Source organism: Hydrogenophaga sp. UC242_50, assembly GCF_042697355.1.
In the GTDB taxonomy this organism is placed as follows: domain Bacteria; phylum Pseudomonadota; class Gammaproteobacteria; order Burkholderiales; family Burkholderiaceae_C; genus Hydrogenophaga.
Window position 1 is genome coordinate 2,864,274 of record NZ_CP170553.1, and the last position, 22,537, is coordinate 2,886,810.

A 22,537-nucleotide genomic window follows, 5' to 3' on the forward strand; every position below is an offset into this window, starting at 1 on the left:
GTCAGGCGCCCGCCACCGCGTCGTCGTCGGTCTCCGCCGTGGCCCCGGTCGTGGCGCACTGCAGCAAACCTTCTTGCTGCAAACGCTGCAGAAGTTCTTTCACATCGTTGCCCAGCAGGCCCACCAGTTCCTGCTCGCTGCGCCTGCCGTTGGCCAGCAACAGGACGGTGTGTGTCTGGCGGCCCAGTCGGTCGGGCCAAGTGAGGGCATCCCAGGCGCGGGATGTCTTCACGTAGCGTTGGTTGTTGCATTCCATCTTTTTACTCCCCGAATCTCGGCACCATTCTGGCCCGAGCATGTCCCATGCTGCCTGTCAGATATGACAGCTCCTTGAAGGGCGGAAAGACGGCCGCGCCGAGTCTCCTTCAGCGTTGCTGGCCGTCGGCCCGCAAGCCCCAGCGCGTTGGCGGATGGCCCATGGCCGCCTTGAACATCGCGCTGAACGCACTGTCGCTGGCGTAACCCGTGGCCGCCGCCACCTGACCGATGGGCATGCCCCGGGCGAGCATAGGCAAGGCGTGTGCCAGCACCGCCTGCTGCCGCCACTGCTGGTAGGTGGTGCCCAGTTCTTCGCGGAACAGCCGCGCCACGGTGCGTTCGCTCGCGCCGGTGTCGGCCGCCCACTCGGCCAGCGTGGCGCGTTCGCCGGGCGCGCGCAGCACCGCCTCGCACAGGGCGCGCAGCCGCTTGTCGCGCGGCAGCGGCACGCCCAGGGTCTGGGTGTCGGCGTGCGCCAGCTCGTCGAGCACCAGATCGGTCAGCAGGCGGTCGCGCGCCGGTTCGGCCGCTCGCCGCGTGGCCGCGTCCATGGCCTGGATCAGCTCGCGCAACAGGGGGGAGACGACGATCATGCGGCAGGCCGTCCAGCCGGCGGGCGCGGCGCCCGCGTGGATGTAGAGCGTGCGCAGCTCGGCGGCCTCGCGCACCGTGACGGCGTGGCGCATGCCGGGCGGAATCCACACCGCGCGCGAGGGCGGCACGATGTAGGTCACCGCCTGCAGGCTCGGGTCGTCGGGAGAGGCCATCGCCTGCACGATGCCCGTGGCGCAGTAGGCCAACTGCCCCCAGGGGTGGCGGTGCGGTTCGAAGTGGGTGTCCGCGCTCAGGTCGCGGGCGCGCACGCGCACCGGGCGGGCCGCGTCGGGCGTGAAGGGATCGGTGTCTCCGAGGAGCGTGGGGCCGGGGCGAGGGCGCTGAGGCATCGTTTTGGTGCGTTGGCGGACTTTCAACGAATTCTGACAGATCGTCGCGATTCGGCGAAGTCGGGCCGATCTACGATCACGCCATGTCTTCCTCCAGCACCACCTCATCCCTGCCGCCGCCCGTGGCCCTGCGGCAGGACGCCAGCCTCATCGGGCTGGTGGGCCTGGCCCACATGGTCAGCCATTTCAGCCAGCTGCTGCTCGCGCCGCTGTTCCCCTGGCTCAAGGACGCGTTCAACGCCAGTTACGCGGAACTGGGTTTCCTGATGACCATCTTCTTCGTCACCTCGTGCGCGGTGCAGACCGCCTCGGGTTTCGTGGTGGACCGCCTCGGTCCCCGCCCGGTGCTGTTCGCCGGCCTGGCGCTGCTGGGCGTGGCGGCTTTCGGGTTCGCGGCCAGCACCGGCTACTGGATGATGGCCTTCTTCGCCATCGTGGCCGGCATCGGCAACGGGGTGTTCCACCCGGTGGACTACACCCTGCTCAACCGCAAGGTGAGCGCGCCCCGCCTGGGGCACGCCTACAGCGTGCACGGCATCACCGGCAGCCTGGGCTGGGCGCTGGCGCCGGCCATGATGGTGCCGATCGCGCTGGCCTTCTCCTGGCGCGCGGCCCTGGCCAGCGCGGGTGTGCTGGCCTTCGCGGTGCTGGCCGTGCTGTGGTTCAACCGCGAGCGCCTCAGCCTGCCGGCCGCGCCCAAGCCGGTTCAGGGACCGGCCCACGCGGCCACGGAAAGCTCCACGGCTTTCCTGCGCATTCCGGCGGTGTGGATGTGTTTCGGTTTCTTCTTTTTCTATGCCATGGCGCTCAGCGTGGTGCAGGCTTTCGCGCCCGAAGCCGCGCGCCAGCTGCACGGCGTGCCGCTCGCGCTGGTGGCGGTGTGCCTGACGATCTACATGGTCTGCGCGGCCGGCGGCATGGTGCTGGGTGGCTTCCTCGCGTCCGATCCGGCGCGCTGCGAGCGCGTGGTGGGCGTGGGCTTTGGCCTGGCGGCGGTCATCGCGCTGGTGCTGGCCTTTGCCCATGTGCCGGCGGCGGTGGTGCCGGTGCTGTTCGGCGCCATGGGCTTCTCGGCCGGCATCGCGGGCCCTTCGCGCGACCTGCTGGTGAAGAAGTCCACGCCCGACAACGCCACCGGCCGTGTGTACGGCGTGGTGTATTCCGGGCTGGACATCGGCCAGGCCATCTCGCCGCTGATCTTCGGCGTGCTCATGGACCACGGCCAGTTCCAGGGCGTGCTGATCGGCCTGGCGGTGGTGCAGGCGGTGCTCATCGCGAGCGCTTTCAACGTGCGCCGGGTGCGGCGCACCGTTTTGGCGCCGGCCTGAAGCCGGCCGGCCACCCGGGCGCCGCCGATGCTGGTGTTGCGCCCGGCTGCCGAATATTTGCCGCCCTTCACGCGGTGGGCCTTGCCAGCGGGTATAAAAGCATCTTGATACATATACCCACCCGGCCGATTCCCGCACACCGCCCATGACGGCGCCCTCCCGTTTGCTGCAGCAGTGCTTTCAGGAAGCACTCTCTGGCGCGCCCGACATGCTGGCGCGCTGCGCCGACTCGGCCATCGCCAGCCTGCAGGCCGCGGAAAAAGCCTCCAAGGAAGTCGCCCAGCGCGACCGCCTCGCTCTGGCCTGGTGGGGTCTGTTGCAGAACAAGATCCAGTGGGGACGCAGCTTCTCGCAGCACCTGCGCGATGCCCTGATGGCCTCGCCCGAGATGAACAGCTCGCGCCCGGCCCTGCTGTCCGAGTCCTCCCTGCTGTCGCTGGTGGAGGACGACGCGGTCAACGAGTCGCTCGAATCGGCCCGGCTGGTGCACAGCCTCATGCCGGTGGTGGAGCAGCAACTCGGCGTGCTCGATGCCCTGATGAGTTCGGTGATCGGCCTGCAGACGGTGCAGGCCGAGCGCAACCCCATGCGGCCCTCGGTCTTCGTGCGGGCGCTGCGCGAGCTCATGGCCTCGGCCGAGTCCGAGCCCGAGGTGCGCGCCCTGTGGTTGCGGCACATGGGCGACGCGCTGGCCCGCGAGCTGCAGAAACTCTACGAGCGCGTGGCGCTGATCCTGCAGCGCGCCAACGTGCAGGAAGCCGGCTACCGCGTGCGGCTGGTGGAAGAGTCGGGCGCGTCCACCCGATCCGGCGGCCTGTCCACCCGCTCGGGCAACCTGGGCACGTCGTCCCGCGCGGCCGGGCTGGGCGTCCCGCCCAGCAGCCAGTGGCAGGACGCCGGCGACACCGGGGGCAGCGGCCACCACGCGCCGGGCTGGGCCAGTGCCGATCCACTGCCGTCCATGCAGACGCTGGCGCGCATGCAGCCGGGTGAAGACCACCAGGTCTTCCATGACTTCCTGAAGCAGGGCGGCAAACACTTCGACCGCCACCTGACCCCGGACTACTACGAGCAGGTGAGCGAAGAGCTCGCCGCCATCGAGGCGTTTGCCGCGATCCCGGTGCTCGACGAGTCCATGATCCTGGAGCAGCAGACGCAGTACCGCGACCTGCCGGTGGTGGACCGGCCGGCGCGCGAGATCGGCATCTCCAGCCAGCTCAGCCACAAGGCCTGGGGCACCTACGCCGCCGCGCACGAGCGCTCGCGCGTGCTCATGCACCTCAAGCAGAAAGCGCAGCGCGTCAGCCAGGCCGTGGGCCTGGACCTGGTGCGCACGCTGGTCAGCCAGGTGGCGAGCGATCCCTTGCTTCTGGGGCCGGTGCGCGAATCGGTGGTGGCGCTGGAGCCGGCGCTGTTGCGCCTGGCCATGGCAAACCCGCGCTTCTTCAACGAAGACGAACACCCCGCGCGGCGCCTGATCGAGAGCGTGGCGCAGCGCAGCTTCAAGTTCAACGACGAGTTCGCGCCCGAATTCGACAGCTTCTTCCAGCCGGTGCAGAGCGCGTTCAACGAGCTCAATGCCACCGCCACCCGCGACCCCCAGCCGTTCGCCGACGTGCTCACCGAGCTGCGGCAGGGCTGGGAAGCGCAGGACCAGAAGGAACTCGCGCTGCAGGACAACAGCCTGCAGTCCATCCGCTATGCCGAAGAGCGGCAGGCCATGGCGGACCAGATCGCCTGGGACCTGAGCCAGCGGCCCGACGTGGACAACGCGCCCGGCGTGATCCTCGATTTCCTCTACGGCCCCTGGTCGTTGGTGATCGCCTCGGCCAAGCTCAACGAGCCGGACGAGGCCGACCCCGGCGGCTACCGCAAGGTGGTGTCCAACCTGCTGTGGAGCGTGAAGAAGGAGGTCACGCTCAAGCGGCCCAAGGAGTTGTTCGCCATGGTGCCGGGCATGCTCGCCACGCTGCACGCGGGGCTGGACATGCTGGGCAAGACGCGCGAGGAAACCAAGCCCTTTTTCGATGCGCTGATGCGCCTGCACCAGCCGGTGCTGGGCCTGCGCCGCGCGCGCATCCGCGCCGACGCGAGCCACTCCGGCCTGCCGCCGATGGAGAACTCCGGCGCGATGCCCCTGGAGGAGGTGCCTTCCTCCATGTCCATGGACCTCGACGAAACCCTGCCCGCCACGCCCGAGCAGCGCAAGCCGAAGCCGCGCGCGCAGCCCTGGCTGGGCAAGCGCGAGCTGGAGGCCGCCGGTTTCGAGGACACCATGCCGACCGATTACGGCGACCTCATCGAAACCCAGGTGCAGGCCCGCGCCAGCGAGGACGATTCGCAGGCCGCGGCCCTGGCCGAAGAGGGCGAACTGGAAGACATCAACGCCGCCGCTACGCTGGTGGGCCTGCACGAAGGCGACTGGGTGGACCTGTATTCCCACCGCGAGTGGCTGCGCGCCCAACTCATCTGGGCCAGCAGCAAGGGCACGCTGTTCATGTTCGTGAGCCGGGGAGGCCGGCCGCATTCGATGACCAAGCGCAGCTGCGAACGCCTGATCGCCAGCCGCCTGTTGCGCCCGGTCAATACGCAGCAGGGTGTGGTGCAGAAGGCGCTGCAGGCCATGAAAAAGGCCGACCCCGCCGCCTCATCGAGGTCGGCGGAGTCGGCCGCGGCCTGACGGCCGTCGCCGTTCACGGCCCCGCGTTCCAGCGGCGCACCACGATCTGCGTGCCGGTGGCGGAGAAGAGCTGCGCCCATCCGAGCACCGCGTGGCCTTGCCCGTTCATCGCCAGGGCCGGGGTGTACGACGGGTCGGTGTAGGTTTCCACCACCTCCGCCGTGGACCAGCCGCTGCCCGGCGTCAGGCGCGACACCGTGACGTTGCTGCCCACGGGATCGACCCAGGCGACCATCGCGCGGTCCGCGCTGTCCACGCCCACCACCGGCAGGCTGTCCCAGGTGCCACCGTTGGCGCTGCGCAGCGTGGTCGGGCCGCTGAAGGCCACCGCCTGCGGGGCGGCCGCCGCCGCGTTCAGCGATTGGTCGGCATCGCCCCAGACCACCACCGCCGTGCCCGCCGCGTTCATGCGCAGCACCGGCGTGCTGACGAAGCCTTGCGTGTTGGGCACGGCTGGTGCCACGGTGCCCACCGCCGGTTGCCAGGCGCCGGCATTGAAGCGTTTGAACCAGATGGCGTTGTTGCCGGTGCCGCCCGCGATGTCGAGCTGGCCCCAGGCCAGCAGGCCGTTGCCACCGGCATCGAGCGCGAGGTCGTGCCGGCCCAGGGTCTGGAAGGCGCCCGCGTCGGTCACGATGGCGGCAGCGGTTCCCCAGCCCGCGCCCACGGTGAAGCGGTTGCCCCAGAGGTCACCGCCGCCGCCGGAGCGCTTCCACACGGTCAGTGCGTCGCCGGCGGGCGTCACCGCCACCACGGGGTCACCGTCCACGCTGCCGACCACCTCGTTGGTCTCGATCAGCTGCGGCGAACCCCAGCCGCCGCCGGGCGTGTAGCGGTTGGCGTGGATGCTGAAGCGCGTCGCCGGGCCGATCTGCGACCAGACCGCCACCGCGTTGCCGCTGTGGTCCGTGCCCACGCTGCTCACGCCGACCATGCCCGCGCCACTGTCCACCACCGCGGCGGCGCCCCAGCCGGTGGTGGGGTCCAGCGGCCTCGCATGCAGGTCCACCGTGGGGCCGGCCTGGATCCACAGCAGCATGCCGCGCCCCGTGGCCGCGTCCACCGACAAGCGCAGTTCGCTCACGTTGCCGGTGTTGCTCTCCAGCCGCTCGGGCGTGGACCAGGTGCCTCCCGAGACCGAGCGGCTGCTCCAGACGTGGTGCTCGGTGGTGCCCGGGTTCAGCTGGCGCCACACGGCGGTGGCCCGGCCCGCGTCGTCGATCGCCACCACCGGCGTCGCCGCGCCCGCGCCCGCCAGGTTCACCAGCTCACCCCAGCCCGCCTGGCTGGGCGCTGCCTTGAAGGCGGCCGCCACGGCTCGCGCCGCGCTCATCGTCACGTCGCAGCTCAGGGCCTGGTTGCGGCAGGCGCCGCTCCAGCCATCGAACACCTGGCCCGACGCGGGGCTGGCCGTCAGCGTGACCAGGGTGCCGGCGTTGAACTGGGCCTCGCAGCTGCTGCCGCAGCTGATGCCCGCCGGTGACGAAGTCACATCGCCGCTGCCGGTGCGCGTGACCGACAGGTCGAAGCGCGTGGCCGTGGTGCGCCACGAAGGTGGCCGTGGCCGAGCGCGCCTGGTCCATCGACACGGTGCAGGTCAGCGCCGCGCCGCTGCAGGCGCCGCTCCAGCTCGCCAGTTGCTGCCCCGCCGCCGGTGTGGCCGTCAGCGTCACCGCGCTGCCGGTCGCAAAGGGTGCGCCGCAGGCGTCGTTGCAGTCCAGCCCGGTGGGCAGTGAGCTGATGTTGCCGCTGCCCACCACGGTCACCTCCAGCCTGCTGGTGTCCGGAGCGGGAGCGGGGCTGTTGCCACCACTTCCACTGCTGTTGTTCGAGCCTCCACAGGCGCCCAGCACGGCGGCCACCGCCGCCAGCACGGACAGCCGTGCGATCGTTCCTTGCCATTTCATTCATGTGCTCCATGGTTGTACATGGGGCGGATGCTAGGAACGAAGGGCGCGCGGCTCCATAGCACCATCGGGCAGGGCGATGCGCGCGCGCATCACCTGCCCGAAGGTGCTGTTCCCCGCCGGGGAGGTCCTGCCTAGCATGGGTTCGCGGCAGACCTTGCCGTCACCACCTCACTCTTTCAGGACAGGAGAACCCATGCACTCACCCAGACTCTGGGTACCCACCCTTGCCGCGCTGCTGCTCACCGCCGGTTGCGCATCGATGGCCGTGACCGACGAGGCCATCGTCGACCGCACCGCCTTTGCGCTCGGCCTGGAGCGAAACGCGTTCACCGTGAGCAACCGCGTCGACGAGGGCACCACCACCCGCTACGCCGTGCGCACCAAGAGCGGCCAGGAATACGGCTGCTTCGTCGGCGGGTCCTTCAACGTGCTGGGGCGCTCGGTGTCCGAGGCGGTGTGCAGCCGCAAGGGCGCGCCGCCCGCGCGCAACCCCCTGTTGCGCTGAGCCCTTCCTCAGTCGGGCTGCGGCGCCTGCTCCCTGGCGAACACCAGGCCCAGGAACGCGCGCAGCTGCACCGGCCGCACCGGCTTGACCATCACCGTCAGGCCGACGTCCTGAGCCCGCCGCATGTGGGGGCTTCCGGCGTCGCCCGTCACCATCACGGCGGGCACCTCGTCACCCAGCAGCGCGCGCACGTCGCGCAAGGCGTCGATGCCGCTGGCACCGTCGGGCAGGCGCAGGTCCACCACCAGGGCATCGGGCCGGAACCCCGTCCGAATGTGGCTCAGGCTGGTGGCCGCATCCGCCGCCGAACGCACGTCGCAACCCCACGAGCGCAACAGGCCCGTGAGCGCGGCGCGCGCATCGGCGTCGTCCTCGATCACCAGCACGCGGTGGCCGGGCAGCAAAGCCTCTTGGGCGCCCGGCTCGGGATGGGCCGTGGCGCTCATCGTGACTTCGTCCATGCGCGACGCGCCGCAGCTTCAGGGAAAACACGCTGCCCTGGCCGGGCGCCGAGCGCAGCACCGACACATCCAGCGACAGCAGGTCGCTCAGGCGCTTCACGGGCTGCGCAGGCCCAGTCCCAGGCCCAGGTGGCGGTCGCGGGCCGGGTTGCCCACCTGGTAGAACTCCTCGAAGATGCGCGGCAGGTCCTCTTCATCGATGCCGATGCCGGTGTCTTCCACATCGAGCCAGACGTGGCTTTCGTCGCTTGTCAGGGCGCAGGCCACCCGCACGGCGCCGCGCTCGGTGTAGCGGATGGCGTTGGAGACCAGGTTGCTCAGCACGCGGGCCAGCAGGGCGCGGTCGCTGTGCACTGCGAGTCGGCCCACATCGATGTCCAGCCGCAGGCCCTTGGCCAGCGCCAGCGGTTCGTGGGGCCGGCAGCACTCCCGCACCAGATCGTCCAGCGGAAAACTCGACCAGTGCGGCGCCATGTGGCCCACGTCGAGCCGCGTGATCTCCAGCAGGTCGTCGATCACCTCCGCCATGCCCTCCACGCACTCGACCAGGTGGGTGGACACCGCTGCCACGTCCACCTTGTGGCCCTGTTCCAGCAGCGTCTGCGACAGCAGGCGCATGGCGTGCAGGGGCTGGCGCAGGTCGTGGTTGGCGGCCGCGAAGAAACGGGTGCGCGCCGCGTTCGCCTCTTCGGCCACGCCGCGCGCGGTTTCGCTGCGTTCGTTCTCTCTTTGCAATGCGACGATCAGTTCCTCGTTGCGCTGGCGCTGGACGTGAATCTCGCGCAGGGCCAGCGACTGGTTGCGACCGCTGACCAGGGCGTACACCCCGATCAGGAACACCAGGAACGCCAGCACCGCGTGGTACGGGTTGGCCGTCCACAGGTCGCGCAGGATCAGTGGGCCGAGCACCAGGCCCACATGGGCGATCAGCGTGAGGCGGAAGCCGGGCAGGCGCACCGAGCCGCCCATGGCGATTGCCACCAGTGTGATGTGCAGGATGGACTCCGCCTGGGGCGGCCCCGGGGTCAGCAGGACCACGCTCAGCAGGCCCCACAGCGCGGCATGCACCAGCGTGCTGCTCAGCCACCAGCGGATCAGGCGGACCGAGCGCGGCACGCGGTACACGAACAGGGACGCCACCAGCCTCTGCGTGCTCACCGCGCAGAAGGCAGCCAGCCACCAGTCAAGGCGCGAATCGGTCTGCGAGTCGGCGAACTGCAGGTAGCAGATCAACGCGCCCAGCGTGCTCAGGAACCACACCGCAGGAGTGGTGCGCACCAGCCGGTTGATCTGGTCCACCTCCAGCGCGGTCGGGCCCGGGGCGCTGGTGGGGAGGTCCATTCAGATGAGGCCCGAGTCGCGTGCCAGCACCAGCAGGTGCGTGCGGTTGCGCGCGCCCAGCGCATCCAGCAGCGCGGTGACGTGCAGCTTCACGGTGCGCTCGGCAATGCCCAGTTCGTGCGCAATCTGCTTGTTCTGCTGGCCCCGCGCGATCAGCAGCAGCACCTCGAGCTGGCGTGCCGTCGGCCCTGGGGTGGTGGTGGTATTCGCGGGCACCTGGCTGGTGGATGCCGTCGGGAGAAAATGTTCGCCACCGCCGACGATCTTCTCCAGCGCGGCGAGGATCTCGGCGATCGGCAACGACTTGCCCAGAAAGCCCGCGGCGCCGGCCGTGCGCGCCTGCGCCAGCAGGTGCCGGTCTTCCTGGCCCGAGATCAGCACGCGCGCGACCAGCGGGTGTTGCGTGCCGAAGCGCCGCAAGCCGGCCAGCCCATCGTCGCCCGCCAGCCGGTAGTCGATCAGCACCACGTTCAGCCCGGGCCATTGCCGGGCCAGCGCCAGCCCGTGTTCCAGGTGCAGCACCGCCCGGGCGTCGATGCCTGGGCGCAGGTGGGTGAGGGCGTGAACGAACCCGACGCCGAACATCGGGTGGTCATCGATGAGAAGCAGGTTCATGGGCGTGTCGATTCTGGGCCCGCCATGCACTTTTGGGCACTGCCCTAAGGGGCAGGTCACCGCCTTTAGGGAATATCGCCACGGATTCTTGACATACTCGAGAACCCCTCAATCGAATGCGGAAGAACCCGGATGCGCGCCAGAAAGGAAGCCGACTCGCCCTTCAAGGACTGGATCGCCACCGCCTCGGTGCGCGCCAAGTCCTCATTGACCGACTTCGATCTGTCCGGCAGCGCGGGCGAGTTCAGCAGCGTGCAGTGGTTCGTCTTCGGTCAGACCGACGAACTCATGTCGCACCCGGCGCTGCGCCACCTCGACATGGCCCGGCGCAACCGCCTGTGCGCCGCGCGGCTGGTGCATTTCCTGGACGACATGGCGCTCACCGAGCACCGCATCGTCAACGTGGCGGCTCAGGTCATCGCGGAAAACCGCCTGCGCGCCTTCGTGCCCGAAGCGCTCGCGCTCGACGCGTTGAAGCTGTACACCGATGAGGGCTACCACGCCTACTTCACGGCCCACGCGAGCCGCGCCATCCGCGAGGTGTTCGCGCTGGAGGCGCGCGACGAACCCAGCCTGAAGATCTCGGCCATCGAGGCGCTGGCGGCCCAGGTGCCGGCGCAGCGGCGCGACCTGGCCTGGTTCATGGTCGGCTTCGTCGGCGAGACCATGATCACCAAGGCCATCGTCGACGTCATGCGCGGCACGGCGCACACGGCGGTGCAGGGCATGCTGCTCGCGCACCTGGAAGACGAGTGGGTGCATGCGAAGTACTTCGCCCACCTGTTCGAGCGGATCTGGCCCCGGCTGGACGGCAACAGCCAGGCCTTCTTCGGCCGCCTGCTGCCCGACGTCATCGCGGCCTTCCACACCTGGGACGACGGCTTCCATCGCCGCCTGCTGGGCGATGCCGGCCTGGATGCCGCCGCCACCGAACGCGTGCTGAGCAAGGTGAGTGGCAAGGGCCTGCGCCACGCGCACATGCGCAGCCGCTGCGGCAACACGCTCCAGGTGCTGGAGCGCTGCGGTGTCTTCAAACACGACGCGCTGCGCGCGCTCTTCGTCCAGCGCGGCCTGCTGGACCGCGACCGCGCCTACTGAATCAGCGCCGGCGGTGGCGCAGCAGCCGCAGGCCGTTGAACACCACGAGCAGGCTGCCGCCCATGTCGGCGAACACCGCCATCCACAGCGTGGCCTCACCCACCACCGCGAGGCTCAGGAACACCACCTTGATGCCCAGGGCGAGGGTGATGTTCTGCCACAGCACGGCCTTGGTGGCGCGGGACAGGTCGATGAACTCGGCGAGCTTGCGCGGGTCGTCGTCCATCAGGGCCACGTCGGCCGTCTCGATCGCGGTGTCGGTCCCCGCGGCGCCCATGGCAAAGCCGATGTGGGCCTGGGCGAGCGCCGGTGCGTCGTTGATGCCGTCGCCCACCATGCCCACCACCGTGTCGCCGGCCGAGAGTTCCTGAATCGCCTTGAGCTTGTCTTGCGGCAGCAGCTCGCTGCGCACGTCCTCGATGCCGACCTGCCGCGCGATCGCCTCGGCCGTGTGCCGGTTGTCGCCGGTCAACATCACCGGGCGAACGCCCAGTTGCTTCAGCTGCGCGACGGCCTCCACGCTTTCCGGGCGCACCTGGTCGGCGATCGCGAAGATGGCGATGGGCACCTTGCCGCGCACCAGCACCACCGCCGTCTTGCCCTGCGCCTCCAGCGCGTCCAGCTTCGCCTCCAGCTCGGGCGAACACGCTGCCGATTCTTCGACCAGGCGGTGGTTGCCCAGGCGGTAGCGCTCGTTCGCGATGCTGCCTTCGATGCCGCGTCCCTGCAGCGCCTGGAAACCGGTGACCTCCCGCAGGGTGCCGGTGCCGCGCGCGGCAATCGCCTTGGACACCGGGTGGTCGCTGCGCCCGGACAGCGACACCGCCAGCGCCAGCACCTCGTCTTCGCTGCCCTGCAGCGCCTGCACGTCGATCACCACCGGTCGGCCCTGCGTCAGCGTGCCGGTCTTGTCCAGGGCCAGCACCTTCAGCCGGTGGCCTTGCTCCAGGTACAGGCCGCCCTTGACCAGGATGCCGCGCCGGGCGGCGGCGGTCAGCCCGGACACGACGGAGATCGGCGTGGACAGCACCAGCGCGCAGGGGCAGGCGATGACCAGCAGCACCAGCGCCCGGTAGACCCAGGTGAGCCAGTCCGCGCCCGTCAGCAGCGGCGGTAGCACCGCGATGGCGATGGCCACCGCGAACACGGCCGGCGTGTAATAGCGCGCGAAGGTGTCCACGAAACGCTGGGTCGGCGCGCGGCTGGCCTGGGCCTCCTGCACCGCGCGGATGATGCGGGCCAACGTCGAGTCGTCGGCCTTGGCCGTCACCTGGTAGAGCAACTCGCCGTTCTGGTTGATGGTGCCGGCGAACAGCTTGTCGCCGGCCTGCTTGTCCACCGGCACGCTCTCGCCCGTGATGGCGGCCTGGTCCACCGCCGAGGAGCCGGAGGTGACGGTGCCGTCGAGCGCGATGCGTTCCCCCGGGCGCACGCGAACGGTCGCCCCCAGCGCCACCGTGGCCGCCGGCACCTCCTGCCAGGCCGAGCCCTGCTGCACCGCTGCGCATCTCGGGCGCCATCGCCATCAGGCCTTCGATGGCGCGGCGCGCGCGGTCCAGCGATTTCTCTTCGATCATTTCCGCGATGGCGAACAGCACCATGACCATCGCCGCTTCGGGCCACTGGCCCAGGATGGCGGCGCCCGTGACCGCCACCGTCATCAGGGCGTTGATGTTCAGGTTGAAGCGGCGCAGGGCGACGAGGCCCTTGCGGTAGGTGTCCAGACCAGCCAGGGCAATGGCGCCCAGCGCGAAGGCTACCGCCCCGAACGAGGCATCGCCATAGGCCAGCGCCACCACCTCCGCCGCCAGCGCCAGCACGCCACCCACGGCGAGCTTCCAGGGCGAGGTGTCGTTGGCGTGCGTGTGGCGAGGCCCTTCCTCGTGGTCATGGCCGTCCTTGTGGTCGTGTTCATGGTCGTGGTCATGCGCCGCATGGCTGGTGGGCGCGGGGGGCGCCGCATCCACCGTGCGGATGCCGATCGACGCCAGGCCCTTGCCCTGGGGCGCCGCTCGGCCCGGGCGCACCTCGAAGCCCGAGCGGGCTGCCGCCGCCAGCAGCTCGGGCTCGGGAATCGCGTTGTGCTGGATGCGCACCGATCGGCGGATGAAGTCGGGCGCCACGTCGTGCACGCCGTCCACGCGCCGCAGTTCCTTTTCCACCAGGTTGAACTCGGCCGCGCAACACATGCTGGGCACGTGCAGCACGGTGGATTCGGCGGGGCTCGGTGTCAGGGTTTTGTCGCTCATGGGCTGATTTGAAACCCTGGAGCCGCTTGAGGGTCAAGCCTGCCCTTGTCGGCTGGCTCCTACAGCGGGCGGCGGGTTGTGCCGACAGGCCGGGCTGGCCGCCGCTGGGATCATGCGTTCAAGCCAACAACGCATCGAGGAGACTTCCATGAACCGCAACGCCGCCTACCTGCCCGGCAACCGTGACGACTCCTGGTTCGGTTTCTTCTCCAACGCGCTGATCTGGCTGCTGTTTGCGGCCGCCGGCTTGTTGCTCATGTGGTTTGTCTCGGTGTTGAACGACGTCACGCAGCGTGGCGAACAGCGCCGCCTGCAACAGCGCACCACAGGCTCGCTGATCCTGGCCGACGAGGCCGAGCGTCGGAGCCGGCCCGTGGCCGCCGTGCTGACGGCAAGCACCGAGGCCTCCACCCTGCGCTGAAACCTCGCCGTCCAAAAAACAAGGGCCCGACATGCGGGCCCTTGTTTCGTCACACCGCGCTGCGGTGCCTCTCGATGCAGGTCTTCAAGACCTCGTCGTGATCGCGCTTCCACCAGTTGCCGGTGGAGAAGATCTCCACCTCGCTGAAGCCGGCGAAGCCCTGCGCTTCCACCCAGCCCCGGATGCGCGGGATGTCGATCACGCCGTCGCCCATCATGCCCCGGTCGTTGAGCAGGTCGGTGGTGGGCGTGAGCCAGTCGCACACGTGGAAAGCCAGCAGGCGGTTCTTGCCCGCGCGTTCGATCTGCGCCTGCAGCTTGGGGTCCCACCACACGTGGTACACGTCCACCGCCACGCCGATCGCGCCGGTCTGGCCCGGGTCGAGCGCGTCGCACACGTCCAGCGCCTGCTCCATGGTGTTGATGCAGGCGCGGTCGGCCGCGTACATGGGGTGCAGGGGCTCGATGCCAGCGGCATGCCGTTGGCCTTGGCGTACTCGAGCAGCTCGGCAATGCCTTCGCTCACCTGTTGGCGCGAGCGGCCGATGTCCTTGTGCGCGGCTTGACCAGCCAGCGCGCCGGGCAAGGCGCCGACCACCAGCACCAGGCAAGGTGCGTTCAGTTCACAGGCCTCGTCCACCGCGCGGCGGTTGTCGTCGCGCGCAGCCTGCAGCCCGGCGGCGTCCACCGCCGGGAACATGCCGCCCCGGCAGTAGCCCGAGAGCTTCAGGCCGAGCGACTTCACCTGGGCCGAGATGGTTTTCAGCCCGACGGCGGCGACCTGGTCCCGCCACGGTGAGATGGCCGGGATGCCGTGGCGCGCGCAGGCGTCCAGGATCTGATCGAGCGGCAGGTCCTGCCCCCGGCTCTTGCGCACCGTGGCGGTGTTGAGCGAGAGCCAGCGGTGGTCATGGGAGAAGTCGCGCATCGATCAGGCCTCCACGCCATGCAGGGCCAGCAGCGTGCCCATGCGGCGCACGGCCAGCTCGGGCTGCTCCAGCAGGTTGGCCGCATCGGCCAGGCGGAACAGCTCGGCGAAGTGCTGCAGCGAGCGCGTGCTCTGCTGGCCACCGACCATGGTGAAGTGCGACTGGTGGCCGTTGAGCCAGGCCATGAAGACCACACCGGTCTTGTAGAAGCGCGTGGGCGCGGCGAAGATGTGGCGCGACAGCGGCACCGTGGGGCCGAGGATGTCGTGGAACTTCTGCAGGTTGCCTTGCGCGAGTTCGCCCAGCGCGGCGCTGGCGGCGGGGGCGATGGCGTCGAAGATGCCCAGCAGCGCGTCGCTCTGGCCGTGCGTCTTCTCGGCGCCGAAGCCGTCACCGGCGATGAGCTCGGCGTAGTTGAAGTCGTCGCCGGTGTACATGCGCACGCCCGGGGGCAGGCGGCGGCGCATCGCGACTTCCTTGTCCTTGTCGAGCAGGGAGATCTTGATGCCGTCCACCTTGTCCGGGTGCGCGGCGATCACGGCCAGCGCGGTGTCCATGGCCTTGTCGGGGTCGTTGTCGCCCCAGTAGCCCTTGAGCGCGGGGTCGAACATGTCGCCCAGCCAGTGCAGCACCACGGGCTGCTTGGCCTGGCTCAGGATGCGGTCGTACACGCGCTCGTAGTCGGCCGGGCTTTGGCGACGCGCGCCAGGGCGCGGCTGGCCATCACGATCAGCTTGCCGCCGAGCTTCTCGATGGCGGCCATCTGCTCTTCGTAGCCGGCGATGACTTCATCGACCGTCTTCACGTTCTCCAGCACGAGGTGGTCGGTGCCGCAGCCCGAGGCCACCAGCGCGCCGGGCACGTCCTTGGCGGCGTCGAGCGAGCGGCGGATCAGCTCCAGCGAGGTGGGCCAGTCCAGGCCCATGCCGCGCTGCGCGGTGTCCATGGCCTCGGCCACGCCCAGGCCGAGCGACCAGAGACGCTGGCGGTAGGCGATGGTCGCGTCCCAGTCCACCGCGCACTGCAGCCAGGGATCGATGGCGGCGAGCGGGTCGGCCACCACGTGGGCGGCGGAGTAGGCGATGCGGTTGAACTTCACGCCCGGCGCGGGCTTCACCGGGGTGGTGCCGCGCAGGGTGTAGGCCTCGACCTTGCCCGAGGCGTCGGGCAGTTGCAGAGAGAGTGCCATGGCCTCAGACCTTCAACGCGGGGACATCCACCCAGCGGCGCTGTTCCCAGCTGTCCAGCGCGGCTTCCACCAGCTGCACGCCCTTGGCGCCTTCGGGCAGCGTCCACTTGTAGGGCTCGTTCTCCACCACGTGGCGGATGAAGTGTTCCCACTGGATCTTGAAGCCGTTGTCGTACACCTGCGTGTCCGGCACGTCCTGCCATTGCTCGGAGAAGTTCATGGTCTGCTTCACATCCGGGTTCCACACCGGGCGCGGCGTGTTCACGCGGCTTTGCGCCTTGCAGCCGGTCAGCGTGGCGACGGCGGAGCCGTGCGTGCCGTCGACGTGGAAGGTCACGAGGTCGTCGCGGTTCACGCGGGTGGCCCAGCTCATGTTGAGCTGCGCGATCACGTTTTCGCCGTTGTGGCCGGTGAGTTCGGCGGTGGCGTAGGCCGCGTCGTCGGCGGTGCACTCGTAGGGTTTGCCGGCTTCGTCCCAGCGCGTGGGGATGTGCGTGGTGCCGATGCACGAGACCGATTTCACTTCACCGAACAGGTTGTCCAGCACGTAGCGCCAGTGGCACATCATGTCCAGGATCATGCCGCCGCCGTCTTCCTTGCGGTAGTTCCAGCTCGGGCGCTGGATGGGCTGCAGGTCGCCTTCGAACACCCAGTAGCCGAACTCCAGGCGCACGCTGAGCATGCGGCCGAAGAAGCCGGCGCGGCGCAGCATGTCGAGCTTGCGCAGCCCGGGCAGGAACAGCTTGTCCTGCACGGCGCCGTGCTTGAGGCCCGAGCTCTGCGCCAGGCGCGCGATCTCCACCGCCTCGTTGAGGTTGGTGGCGATCGGCTTCTCGCAGTACACGTGCTTGCCGGCGCGGATGGCCTTGGCGCAGCAGGGTGGGGCGCATCTGCGTGGTACCGGCGTCGAAGAAGATGGTGTCGCTCTTGTTGGCCAGCGCGGCATCGAGGTCGGTGCCCCAGCGCGGGATGTTGTGGGCCTTGGCCAGCGCTTCCATCTTCTCGGCGTTGCGGCCGACCAGGATGGGGTCGGGCATGACCCGGTCGCCGTTGGAGAGCGTCACACCGCCTTGCGCGCGGATCGCGCAGATGGAGCGGATCAGATGCTGGTTCATGCCCATGCGTCCGGTCACGCCGTGCATGATGATCCCGAGTTGTTGAACGGCCATTGTCGAGTTCCTTCTCTTCGCTTTGAAAACCCCGGGGCCGGGGTCAGTTGGTCACTTGCAGGCCGGCGGCTTTCACCAGCACGGCGTTGCTCTTGATTTCTTCCTTGATGTAGGCATCGAACTGCTCGGGCTTGAGCGTCCAGGCATCGGCGCCCAGCTTGAGGAAACGTTCCTTCACTTCGGGCGTGGCCAGGGCCTTGACGACTTCGTCGTGCAAGCGGTTGACGACGTCGCGCGGCGTCTTGGCCGGGGCCATCATCCCGATCCAGAAGTTGAATTCGGAGCCGGGCACGCCGGCTTCGGCGGTGGTGGGCACATCGGGCAGGGCGCTGGCGCGGCGCGGCGAGCCCACGGCCAGGGCCAGCAGCTGGCCTTCCTTGATCTGGCCGATCACCGGGGCGATGGGCGAGAAGTAGTAGTCCACGCGGCCGGCGAGCACTTCGGTGACGGCCTCGGCGGAGCCCTTGAAGGGGATGTTCACCGCATCGATCTGCGCGGCCATCTTGAACTTCTCGGCGTTGAGGTGGGTGGCGCTGCCCTGGCCGGCGGAGGCGAAGTTCATCTTGCCGGGGTTGGCCTTGGCGTTGGCCACCAGCTGCGGCAGCGTCTTGAGGTTTCGGCTTGGCGCGATCACCAGCACGTTGGGGGTGGAGGAGATCGGGGTGACGCCAGCGAAATCGTTCACCGTGTCGAAGGACAGCTTGGCGAAGGTGGAGGGGCTCACCGTGTGCGAAGACGAGTGGATCATGATGGTGTAGCCATCGGGCGCGGCCGTGCGCCACCGCCGCCTGGCCGATGGTGCCGCTGGCGCCGCCGCGGTTGTCCACCACGATGGGCTGGCCCATGCTCTGGCTCATCTTGTCCGTGATCGCGCGCGCAATGATGTCCGTGGTGCTGCCCGCGGCGAACGGCACGATCACGCGGATGGCCTTGTTCGGGTAGGCCTGCTGCGCGGCGGCGGGCAGGCTGGTGGCGAGAGCGAACGCGGCCAGGGCGGTGGCGTGAATCAGTTTCATGCTTGTCTCCAGTGAAAAAGGGCTGGTTGTTGGTTTAATTCACCAATCAGTGAATAGCGGAAATTATAGAAGCGGTCGCGAAAGATGCGCAAGCGAAGATTGTGGGCATCGCATTCAGGGTTTTCCCTTGGTTCTACGGGCGTCGGCGCGCCCGGCCGCGGCTCGGCCCCCACAGCCACGGCGGTCTGCGGTGAGCCGCAGACCGTTTTCAATTAACCATTCAGTGAAATTTCAGGCGATGGCCTGCAGGCTGCGCCATTGCGGCGTCGCCGCGGTCGCGAAGCCCGGCGCGTGCAGGGCGTGCAGGTCGAGCTGGCCCTGGCGCACCGCCAGGTGGGGGCGGCCCGCCGTGATTTCGTAGAAGCCGGGGTGGGCGCGGGCGAAGGCCAACGCTTCGTCGGCGGGCGCGGTGCCGAAGCCGTCCACGTAGTGGTGGCCGTTGCGCTCGATGTGGCGCACGCCCAGGCTGGCCGCGAGCAGGGTGTCCTGCTGCACCGCCAGGCCGGCCTGGCAGGTGAGGTCTTCGCCCGAGAGCAGCAGGCGCGGGTCCTGCGCGATGCGGTGCGCGTTGCGCAGCGAGCGGTAGATGCCCTTGCAGGCCTTGCTGGAGATGCCGTGGTAACCCAGCGCCAGGCCCTCGTCGAGCGCGGCCGCGTGGTCGTCGGACTCGTCCAGGATCACCGGCACGCCGATGCCCAGCGAGGCGATCGATTCGCGCAGCGCCACCGCGCGCGCCAGGGGCTGCTCCAGCAGCAGGGTGCGGCGCAGCAGATCGGCCAGCGCGGGCGTGGTGCGCAGCGCCTGCCAGAACTTGCCCAGGCTGGTGGCGTCGGTGAAGGTTTCGTTGCCGTCGAGCGTGACGCGGTAGTCCCCGCCCACGCGCTGCAGCACCTCGGCGATGCGGGTGAGGCGCTCCACGTCGGCGCCGATCTGGCCGCAGAGCTTGAGTTTGAAGTGGTGCAGGCCGTGGCGCCGGATCGCCGCCTCCAGCGTGGCGGGCAGGCCGTCCTGCGGGTCGGCGCCTTCGTCGCCCTCCACCAGCCGATCGGCCAGGCCCACGGTGTGGCGCAGCACCACGTGCGTGGGGCGCACCAGGTCGAGCCGCGGGCCCCAGGGGTCGCCGAGCACGCCGGCGTGCACGCCATCGACCCACGAGCGGCCGGCCGCGCGCAGCGCCGCGTCGGCCACGGCCTTGTCGAGCAGGGCGGGGCCGAACTGCGCGGCCAGGCGCGGCAGCCGCCGCACCACCGAGGTGGCGATGGCCGCCTCACCCGCCTCGTGCGACAGCGCATGGGGGCTGAGCGCCTCGCGGGTCGCCTGCACGGCCTCGCGCGCGTTGCGCAGCGATTCGCGCAGCTGTTCGAAATTCTGTTCGTGGGTGAGCGTGGGCGATTTGTCGAACCACTTGGGCACCATCAGTTCGGCGCTCGCGCCTTCCACGCGCCGGCCATTCACCTCGGCGAGCACGCGCACGAAGGCCTGCGGGCATTGCGTGACGGTGGCGGCGCCGAAACGGAAGGGCAGGCGCAGCGTGACGTGGCGCTCGTACAGCTGCACCTCGTGCACGCGCAAGGTCACAGCGCTCATGACAGGGTCCTCCAGATCTCACGCACATGCTGTGCCGACGCTTGGGCGCAACCCAGGCCATCGGGCACGTATTCAAAGGGTTCCACCGCCACCCAGCCGGCGTAGCGCCCGTCTTTGAGCGCCTGCAGCACGGGGCGCTGGTCGGTCTCGCCCTGGCCGGGGCCGCGGCGGTTCCTGTCGTTCAGCTGCACGTGCGCGATGTGGCCGCTGGCGAGAAAGCGGCGCAGCACCTCGTGCACGGGCTCGGTTTCGTTGTGCGAGGCGGCGCTCACGTCGAGCATGGTGCGGATGGCGGGCGAGCCGATGCGGTCGACCATCGCGGCGGCCTGGGCCACGGTGTTGATCACCGGGGTTTCGAAGCGGCCCAGCGGTTCGATGCAATACACCACGCCCGCGTCCGCGGCGTGTGGCGCGAGTTCGGCCATGGCGGCCTCGAAGCGCGCGGCAGCGTCCGCCACGCTCTGGCCGGGGCCGGGCGAGCGCTGTTTGGGCGAGCCGTGCACGAGCGCGCGCGCGCCGCAGGCGGCGGTGAAGTCGATCAGGCGGCGCAGCAGGTCCAGCGTGCGGCGGTGCAAGGCTTTGTCGTCGCTCACCAGCGAAAGGCCGGCGGGCTTGACCAGCAGCCAGTGCAGGCTGGAGACGGCCAGGCCGTGGCTGTGCGCGGTGGACCGCACGCGGTGGGCGGCGGTACTGTCGAGCGCCTCGGGTTCGTCGGTCAGCGTGAAGGGCGCGATTTCCAGCGCGTCGTAGCCCATGCGCTCGGCGGCCTCGCACTGGGCCGCCAGCGGCAGGGGCTGCAGCACCTCGTTGCACAGGGCCAGTTTCATGCCGTTGCCTTGGGCCGGGCCTGGCGGCCGTACAGCGTCCACAGCTTCCAGGCGATGGTGGCGAAGATCATGGCGGCGACGGTGCCGGCGATGGGGCGCGTGAAGAAGGGCGAGAGGTCGCCGTCGGACAGGATCAGCGCGCGGCGCAGGTTCTTCTCCATCAGGTCGCCCAGCACGATGCCCAGCACCAGCGGCGCCATGGGGTAGCCGTAGTGGCGCAGGAAGAAACCGATCAGGCCGAAAGCCAGCATCACGTAGACGTCGAACAGGCGCCCGGCGATGGCGAAACTGCCCACGGTGCACAGCACGAAGACGATGGGCACGATCAGGTGCTGGGGCACGCGCAGCACCTGCACCAGCGCCTTGGTGAGCACCAGGCCGAAGATCAGGATGCCGATGGTGGCGAACAGCATCATGGTCACCACGTCGTACACGAACTCGGGGTTCTCCACCATGATCAGCGGCCCCGGCTTGACGCCGTGGATGATCATCGCGGCCATCAGCACGGCGGCCGGCGCCGAGCCGGGAATGGCCAGGGTGAGCACGGGGATCACCGCGCCGGGCACGCAGGCGTTGTCGCCGGTCTCGGCGGCCATCAGGCCTTCGATCGAGCCCTTGCCGAACTTCTCCTTTTCCTTGCTCGCGCGCTTGGCGGCGGCGTAGGACGACCAGGCCGCCACGTCCTCGCCCACGCCGGGCACGATGCCCACGCCGGTGCCGATCAGGCCCGAGCGCAGGATGGTGCGCCAGTACTGCAGCACGTCGCGCACCTTGGGGATCACGGTGTCGAAGGGGCTGATCTTCACGGGTGCCTGCCGTTCGCGCATGGCCGTCAGCAACTCGGCGAAGCCGAAGGCGCCGACCAGCGCGGGCACCAGCTGGATGCCGCCGGCGAGGTCGCGCAGGCCCCAGGCGAAGCGCTCGTAGCCGTACTGCGGCTCCTGGCCGACGGTGGCGATGAACAGGCCCGCGATGCCGGCGATCCAGCCCTTGAGCGGGTCGTCGCCGGTGAGCGTGCCGGCGATGATGACGCCGAAGAACGCCAGCCAGAAGAACTCGTAGGCGCCGAACTTCAGCGCCAGGCCGCCGAGCACGGGCGTGAGCGTGGCCAAGAAGAACATGCCGATCAGCGTGCCCATGACCGAGCCAGTGGTGGCGATGCCCATGGCGCGGCCGGCCATGCCCTGGCGCGCGAGCGCGTAGCCATCGAGGCAGGACGCGGCCGAGGCCGGCGTGCCCGGGATGTTGAGCAGGATGGCCGAGCGCGAGCCGCCGTAGATGCAGCCCACGTAAGTGCAGATCAGGATCAGCAGCGCCTGGCTGGGCGGCAGCTTGAGCGTGAGCGTGGTCATCAGCGCCAGCGACATGGTGGCGGTGAGGCCGGGCAGGGCGCCCATGACCACACCGACCAGCGAGGCCAGCAGGGCGTAGGCAATCGTCTCGGGCCCGCTGAAGCGCGCGATCGACTGCCCGAACATGATCAGTCCGTCAAACATGGTGGGTCCCTAAGGCAGACGGACGAGGAAGACCTGCTCGAACACCAGGGTGACGACGGCCGAGGTGAGCACGCCGGCCAGCAGCGCCACCGTGGCGCGGCGCGTGGGGGTCGTGTCGGTGGGGGTGAACACGGCCACGAAGGCCGCGACGAACAGGGCCGTGACCAGCCAGAACGGTGCGCGCCCGATCAGCAGGCCGGCGTACACCAGCGTGAGCGCCATGGTGATGCCGATGCGCCGGTTGAGCAGCGGTTCGACCGGTGTCGCCGCGTCCGTGGCGGCCTCATGGGCCCGGCGCGTCCAGCCGCGCAGCATCAGCACGAGGCCGAGCAGGGCCACCACGCCGCCGATCATGCCGGGCACGAAGCCGGGCATGGTGTAGAGCTGTGCGCCCATGGACTCGAAGCGCTCCATGCGAATGGAGCCGATCACGATCACCAAACCGAACACCACCCAGCCCGCACCGCCCCAGAGGTCGGAGCGGGCGGTTTTTCCACCCTCGCTCATGTTGTGTT

At 69.5% G+C, this 22,537-nt stretch carries 17 protein-coding genes and 5 pseudogenes; 6 read left to right on the plus strand and 16 right to left on the minus strand.

Annotation, left to right across the window (positions count from 1 at the left end; all coding sequences use genetic code 11):
* Nucleotide 1: 1 nt before the first annotated feature.
* Both ACFJGX_RS14740 and ACFJGX_RS14745 read right to left on the minus strand, forming a co-directional pair.
* On the minus strand, nt 2-256 hold the full coding sequence (locus ACFJGX_RS14740; protein WP_382326451.1) for a hypothetical protein: 255 nt from the start codon (nt 254-256) through the stop codon (nt 2-4).
* Nucleotides 257-365: 109 nt separating this feature from the next.
* The gene (locus ACFJGX_RS14745) at nt 366-1,202 is read right to left on the minus strand and encodes an AraC family transcriptional regulator (RefSeq protein ID WP_382156990.1); all 837 of its coding nucleotides are present in this window, start codon (nt 1,200-1,202) and stop codon (nt 366-368) included.
* Between the two features lie 83 nt (nt 1,203-1,285).
* Here ACFJGX_RS14745 and ACFJGX_RS14750 point away from each other — a divergent pair, with 83 nt between their 5' ends.
* Nucleotides 1,286-2,530 (plus strand): MFS transporter, encoded by a 1,245-nt coding sequence (locus ACFJGX_RS14750; RefSeq protein WP_382320386.1) that lies wholly within the window; start codon nt 1,286-1,288, stop codon nt 2,528-2,530.
* A 145-nt stretch (nt 2,531-2,675) separates the two neighbouring features.
* Entirely contained in the window at nt 2,676-5,210 is a 2,535-nt protein-coding gene (locus ACFJGX_RS14755; protein ID WP_382326453.1) for a DUF1631 family protein, read from the plus strand.
* A gap of 13 nt (nt 5,211-5,223) precedes the next feature.
* Here the strand turns inward: ACFJGX_RS14755 and ACFJGX_RS14760 are convergent, their stop codons facing one another.
* Together ACFJGX_RS14760 and ACFJGX_RS14765 are read right to left on the minus strand one after the other, a co-directional pair.
* A complete protein-coding gene (locus ACFJGX_RS14760; protein ID WP_382326455.1) occupies nt 5,224-6,702 on the minus strand; it encodes a hypothetical protein in 1,479 nt (492 codons plus the stop codon).
* 112 nt (nt 6,703-6,814) lie between these two features.
* Nucleotides 6,815-7,117: pseudogene (locus ACFJGX_RS14765) on the minus strand (hypothetical protein); the annotation flags it as partial.
* 196 nt (nt 7,118-7,313) lie between these two features.
* Between ACFJGX_RS14765 and ACFJGX_RS14770 the strand changes: the two are divergent.
* Complete coding sequence (locus ACFJGX_RS14770) at nt 7,314-7,625, plus strand: hypothetical protein (RefSeq protein WP_382320382.1); 312 nt, start codon at nt 7,314-7,316, stop codon at nt 7,623-7,625.
* A gap of 8 nt (nt 7,626-7,633) precedes the next feature.
* Here the strand turns inward: ACFJGX_RS14770 and ACFJGX_RS14775 are convergent, their stop codons facing one another.
* The 3 genes from ACFJGX_RS14775 to ACFJGX_RS14785 all read right to left on the minus strand — a co-directional run bounded on the left by ACFJGX_RS14775 (nt 7,634) and on the right by ACFJGX_RS14785 (nt 10,042).
* The gene (locus ACFJGX_RS14775; protein WP_382326457.1) at nt 7,634-8,086 is read right to left on the minus strand and encodes a response regulator; all 453 of its coding nucleotides are present in this window, start codon (nt 8,084-8,086) and stop codon (nt 7,634-7,636) included.
* A 96-nt stretch (nt 8,087-8,182) separates the two neighbouring features.
* Nucleotides 8,183-9,427 (minus strand): sensor histidine kinase, encoded by a 1,245-nt coding sequence (locus ACFJGX_RS14780; protein ID WP_382326459.1) that lies wholly within the window; start codon nt 9,425-9,427, stop codon nt 8,183-8,185.
* Nucleotides 9,428-10,042 (minus strand): LuxR C-terminal-related transcriptional regulator, encoded by a 615-nt coding sequence (locus ACFJGX_RS14785; RefSeq protein WP_382320378.1) that lies wholly within the window; start codon nt 10,040-10,042, stop codon nt 9,428-9,430.
* A 132-nt stretch (nt 10,043-10,174) separates the two neighbouring features.
* Here ACFJGX_RS14785 and ACFJGX_RS14790 point away from each other — a divergent pair, with 132 nt between their 5' ends.
* Nucleotides 10,175-11,140: a diiron oxygenase gene (locus tag ACFJGX_RS14790; RefSeq protein WP_382320376.1), complete on the plus strand. Its 966-nt coding sequence runs from the start codon at nt 10,175-10,177 to the stop codon at nt 11,138-11,140.
* Between the two features lies 1 nt (nt 11,141).
* On the opposite strand, the gene ACFJGX_RS14795 is transcribed toward ACFJGX_RS14790, so the two are convergent.
* Nucleotides 11,142-12,638, minus strand: a complete 1,497-nt coding sequence (locus ACFJGX_RS14795; protein ID WP_382320374.1) for a heavy metal translocating P-type ATPase — start codon at nt 12,636-12,638, stop codon at nt 11,142-11,144.
* On the opposite strand from ACFJGX_RS14795, the gene ACFJGX_RS14800 reads away from it, so the two are divergent.
* Together ACFJGX_RS14800 and ACFJGX_RS14805 are read left to right on the plus strand one after the other, a co-directional pair.
* Nucleotides 12,598-13,401, plus strand: a complete 804-nt coding sequence (locus ACFJGX_RS14800; RefSeq protein WP_382326461.1) for a hypothetical protein — start codon at nt 12,598-12,600, stop codon at nt 13,399-13,401. The genes ACFJGX_RS14795 and ACFJGX_RS14800 overlap by 41 nt on opposite strands.
* 136 nt (nt 13,402-13,537) lie before the next feature.
* Nucleotides 13,538-13,810: a hypothetical protein gene (locus ACFJGX_RS14805; RefSeq protein ID WP_382320369.1), complete on the plus strand. Its 273-nt coding sequence runs from the start codon at nt 13,538-13,540 to the stop codon at nt 13,808-13,810.
* Between the two features lie 49 nt (nt 13,811-13,859).
* Here the strand turns inward: ACFJGX_RS14805 and ACFJGX_RS14810 are convergent.
* The 8 genes and pseudogenes from ACFJGX_RS14810 to ACFJGX_RS14845 all read right to left on the minus strand — a co-directional run bounded on the left by ACFJGX_RS14810 (nt 13,860) and on the right by ACFJGX_RS14845 (nt 22,529).
* Nucleotides 13,860-14,737: pseudogene (locus ACFJGX_RS14810) on the minus strand (sugar phosphate isomerase/epimerase family protein).
* A gap of 3 nt (nt 14,738-14,740) precedes the next feature.
* Nucleotides 14,741-15,927, minus strand: a pseudogene (locus tag ACFJGX_RS14815) (dihydrodipicolinate synthase family protein).
* A gap of 4 nt (nt 15,928-15,931) precedes the next feature.
* Nucleotides 15,932-17,096: pseudogene (locus ACFJGX_RS14820) on the minus strand (Gfo/Idh/MocA family protein).
* A gap of 43 nt (nt 17,097-17,139) precedes the next feature.
* Nucleotides 17,140-18,112 (minus strand): annotated as a pseudogene (locus ACFJGX_RS14825) (tripartite tricarboxylate transporter substrate binding protein).
* 231 nt (nt 18,113-18,343) lie between these two features.
* Nucleotides 18,344-19,699 carry an enolase C-terminal domain-like protein gene (locus ACFJGX_RS14830; protein ID WP_382320361.1) on the minus strand — a complete coding sequence of 452 codons (1,356 nt, stop codon included), beginning with the start codon at nt 19,697-19,699 and terminating at the stop codon, nt 18,344-18,346.
* On the minus strand, nt 19,696-20,526 hold the full coding sequence (locus ACFJGX_RS14835; RefSeq protein ID WP_382325640.1) for a sugar phosphate isomerase/epimerase family protein: 831 nt from the start codon (nt 20,524-20,526) through the stop codon (nt 19,696-19,698). The genes ACFJGX_RS14830 and ACFJGX_RS14835 overlap by 4 nt, the downstream gene beginning before the upstream one ends.
* Entirely contained in the window at nt 20,523-22,022 is a 1,500-nt protein-coding gene (locus ACFJGX_RS14840; protein WP_382326462.1) for a tripartite tricarboxylate transporter permease, read from the minus strand. The genes ACFJGX_RS14835 and ACFJGX_RS14840 overlap by 4 nt, the downstream gene beginning before the upstream one ends.
* A 9-nt stretch (nt 22,023-22,031) precedes the next feature.
* On the minus strand, nt 22,032-22,529 hold the full coding sequence (locus tag ACFJGX_RS14845) for a tripartite tricarboxylate transporter TctB family protein (RefSeq protein ID WP_382320357.1): 498 nt from the start codon (nt 22,527-22,529) through the stop codon (nt 22,032-22,034).
* Nucleotides 22,530-22,537 lie beyond the last annotated feature (8 nt).

Coding starts and splice junctions, on each gene's coding strand:
- ACFJGX_RS14755 (WP_382326453.1), top strand. CDS start 2,676: ATGACGGCGCCCTCCCGTTTGCTGCAGCAGTGCTTTCAGGAAGCACTC.
- ACFJGX_RS14835 (WP_382325640.1), bottom strand. CDS start 20,526: ATGAAACTGGCCCTGTGCAACGAGGTGCTGCAGCCCCTGCCGCTGGCG.
- ACFJGX_RS14745 (WP_382156990.1), bottom strand. CDS start 1,202: ATGCCTCAGCGCCCTCGCCCCGGCCCCACGCTCCTCGGAGACACCGAT.
- ACFJGX_RS14830 (WP_382320361.1), bottom strand. CDS start 19,699: ATGAGCGCTGTGACCTTGCGCGTGCACGAGGTGCAGCTGTACGAGCGC.
- ACFJGX_RS14785 (WP_382320378.1), bottom strand. CDS start 10,042: ATGAACCTGCTTCTCATCGATGACCACCCGATGTTCGGCGTCGGGTTC.
- ACFJGX_RS14805 (WP_382320369.1), top strand. CDS start 13,538: ATGAACCGCAACGCCGCCTACCTGCCCGGCAACCGTGACGACTCCTGG.
- ACFJGX_RS14845 (WP_382320357.1), bottom strand. CDS start 22,529: ATGAGCGAGGGTGGAAAAACCGCCCGCTCCGACCTCTGGGGCGGTGCG.
- ACFJGX_RS14775 (WP_382326457.1), bottom strand. CDS start 8,086: ATGGACGAAGTCACGATGAGCGCCACGGCCCATCCCGAGCCGGGCGCC.
- ACFJGX_RS14840 (WP_382326462.1), bottom strand. CDS start 22,022: ATGTTTGACGGACTGATCATGTTCGGGCAGTCGATCGCGCGCTTCAGC.
- ACFJGX_RS14770 (WP_382320382.1), top strand. CDS start 7,314: ATGCACTCACCCAGACTCTGGGTACCCACCCTTGCCGCGCTGCTGCTC.
- ACFJGX_RS14740 (WP_382326451.1), bottom strand. CDS start 256: ATGGAATGCAACAACCAACGCTACGTGAAGACATCCCGCGCCTGGGAT.
- ACFJGX_RS14750 (WP_382320386.1), top strand. CDS start 1,286: ATGTCTTCCTCCAGCACCACCTCATCCCTGCCGCCGCCCGTGGCCCTG.
- ACFJGX_RS14780 (WP_382326459.1), bottom strand. CDS start 9,427: ATGGACCTCCCCACCAGCGCCCCGGGCCCGACCGCGCTGGAGGTGGAC.
- ACFJGX_RS14790 (WP_382320376.1), top strand. CDS start 10,175: ATGCGCGCCAGAAAGGAAGCCGACTCGCCCTTCAAGGACTGGATCGCC.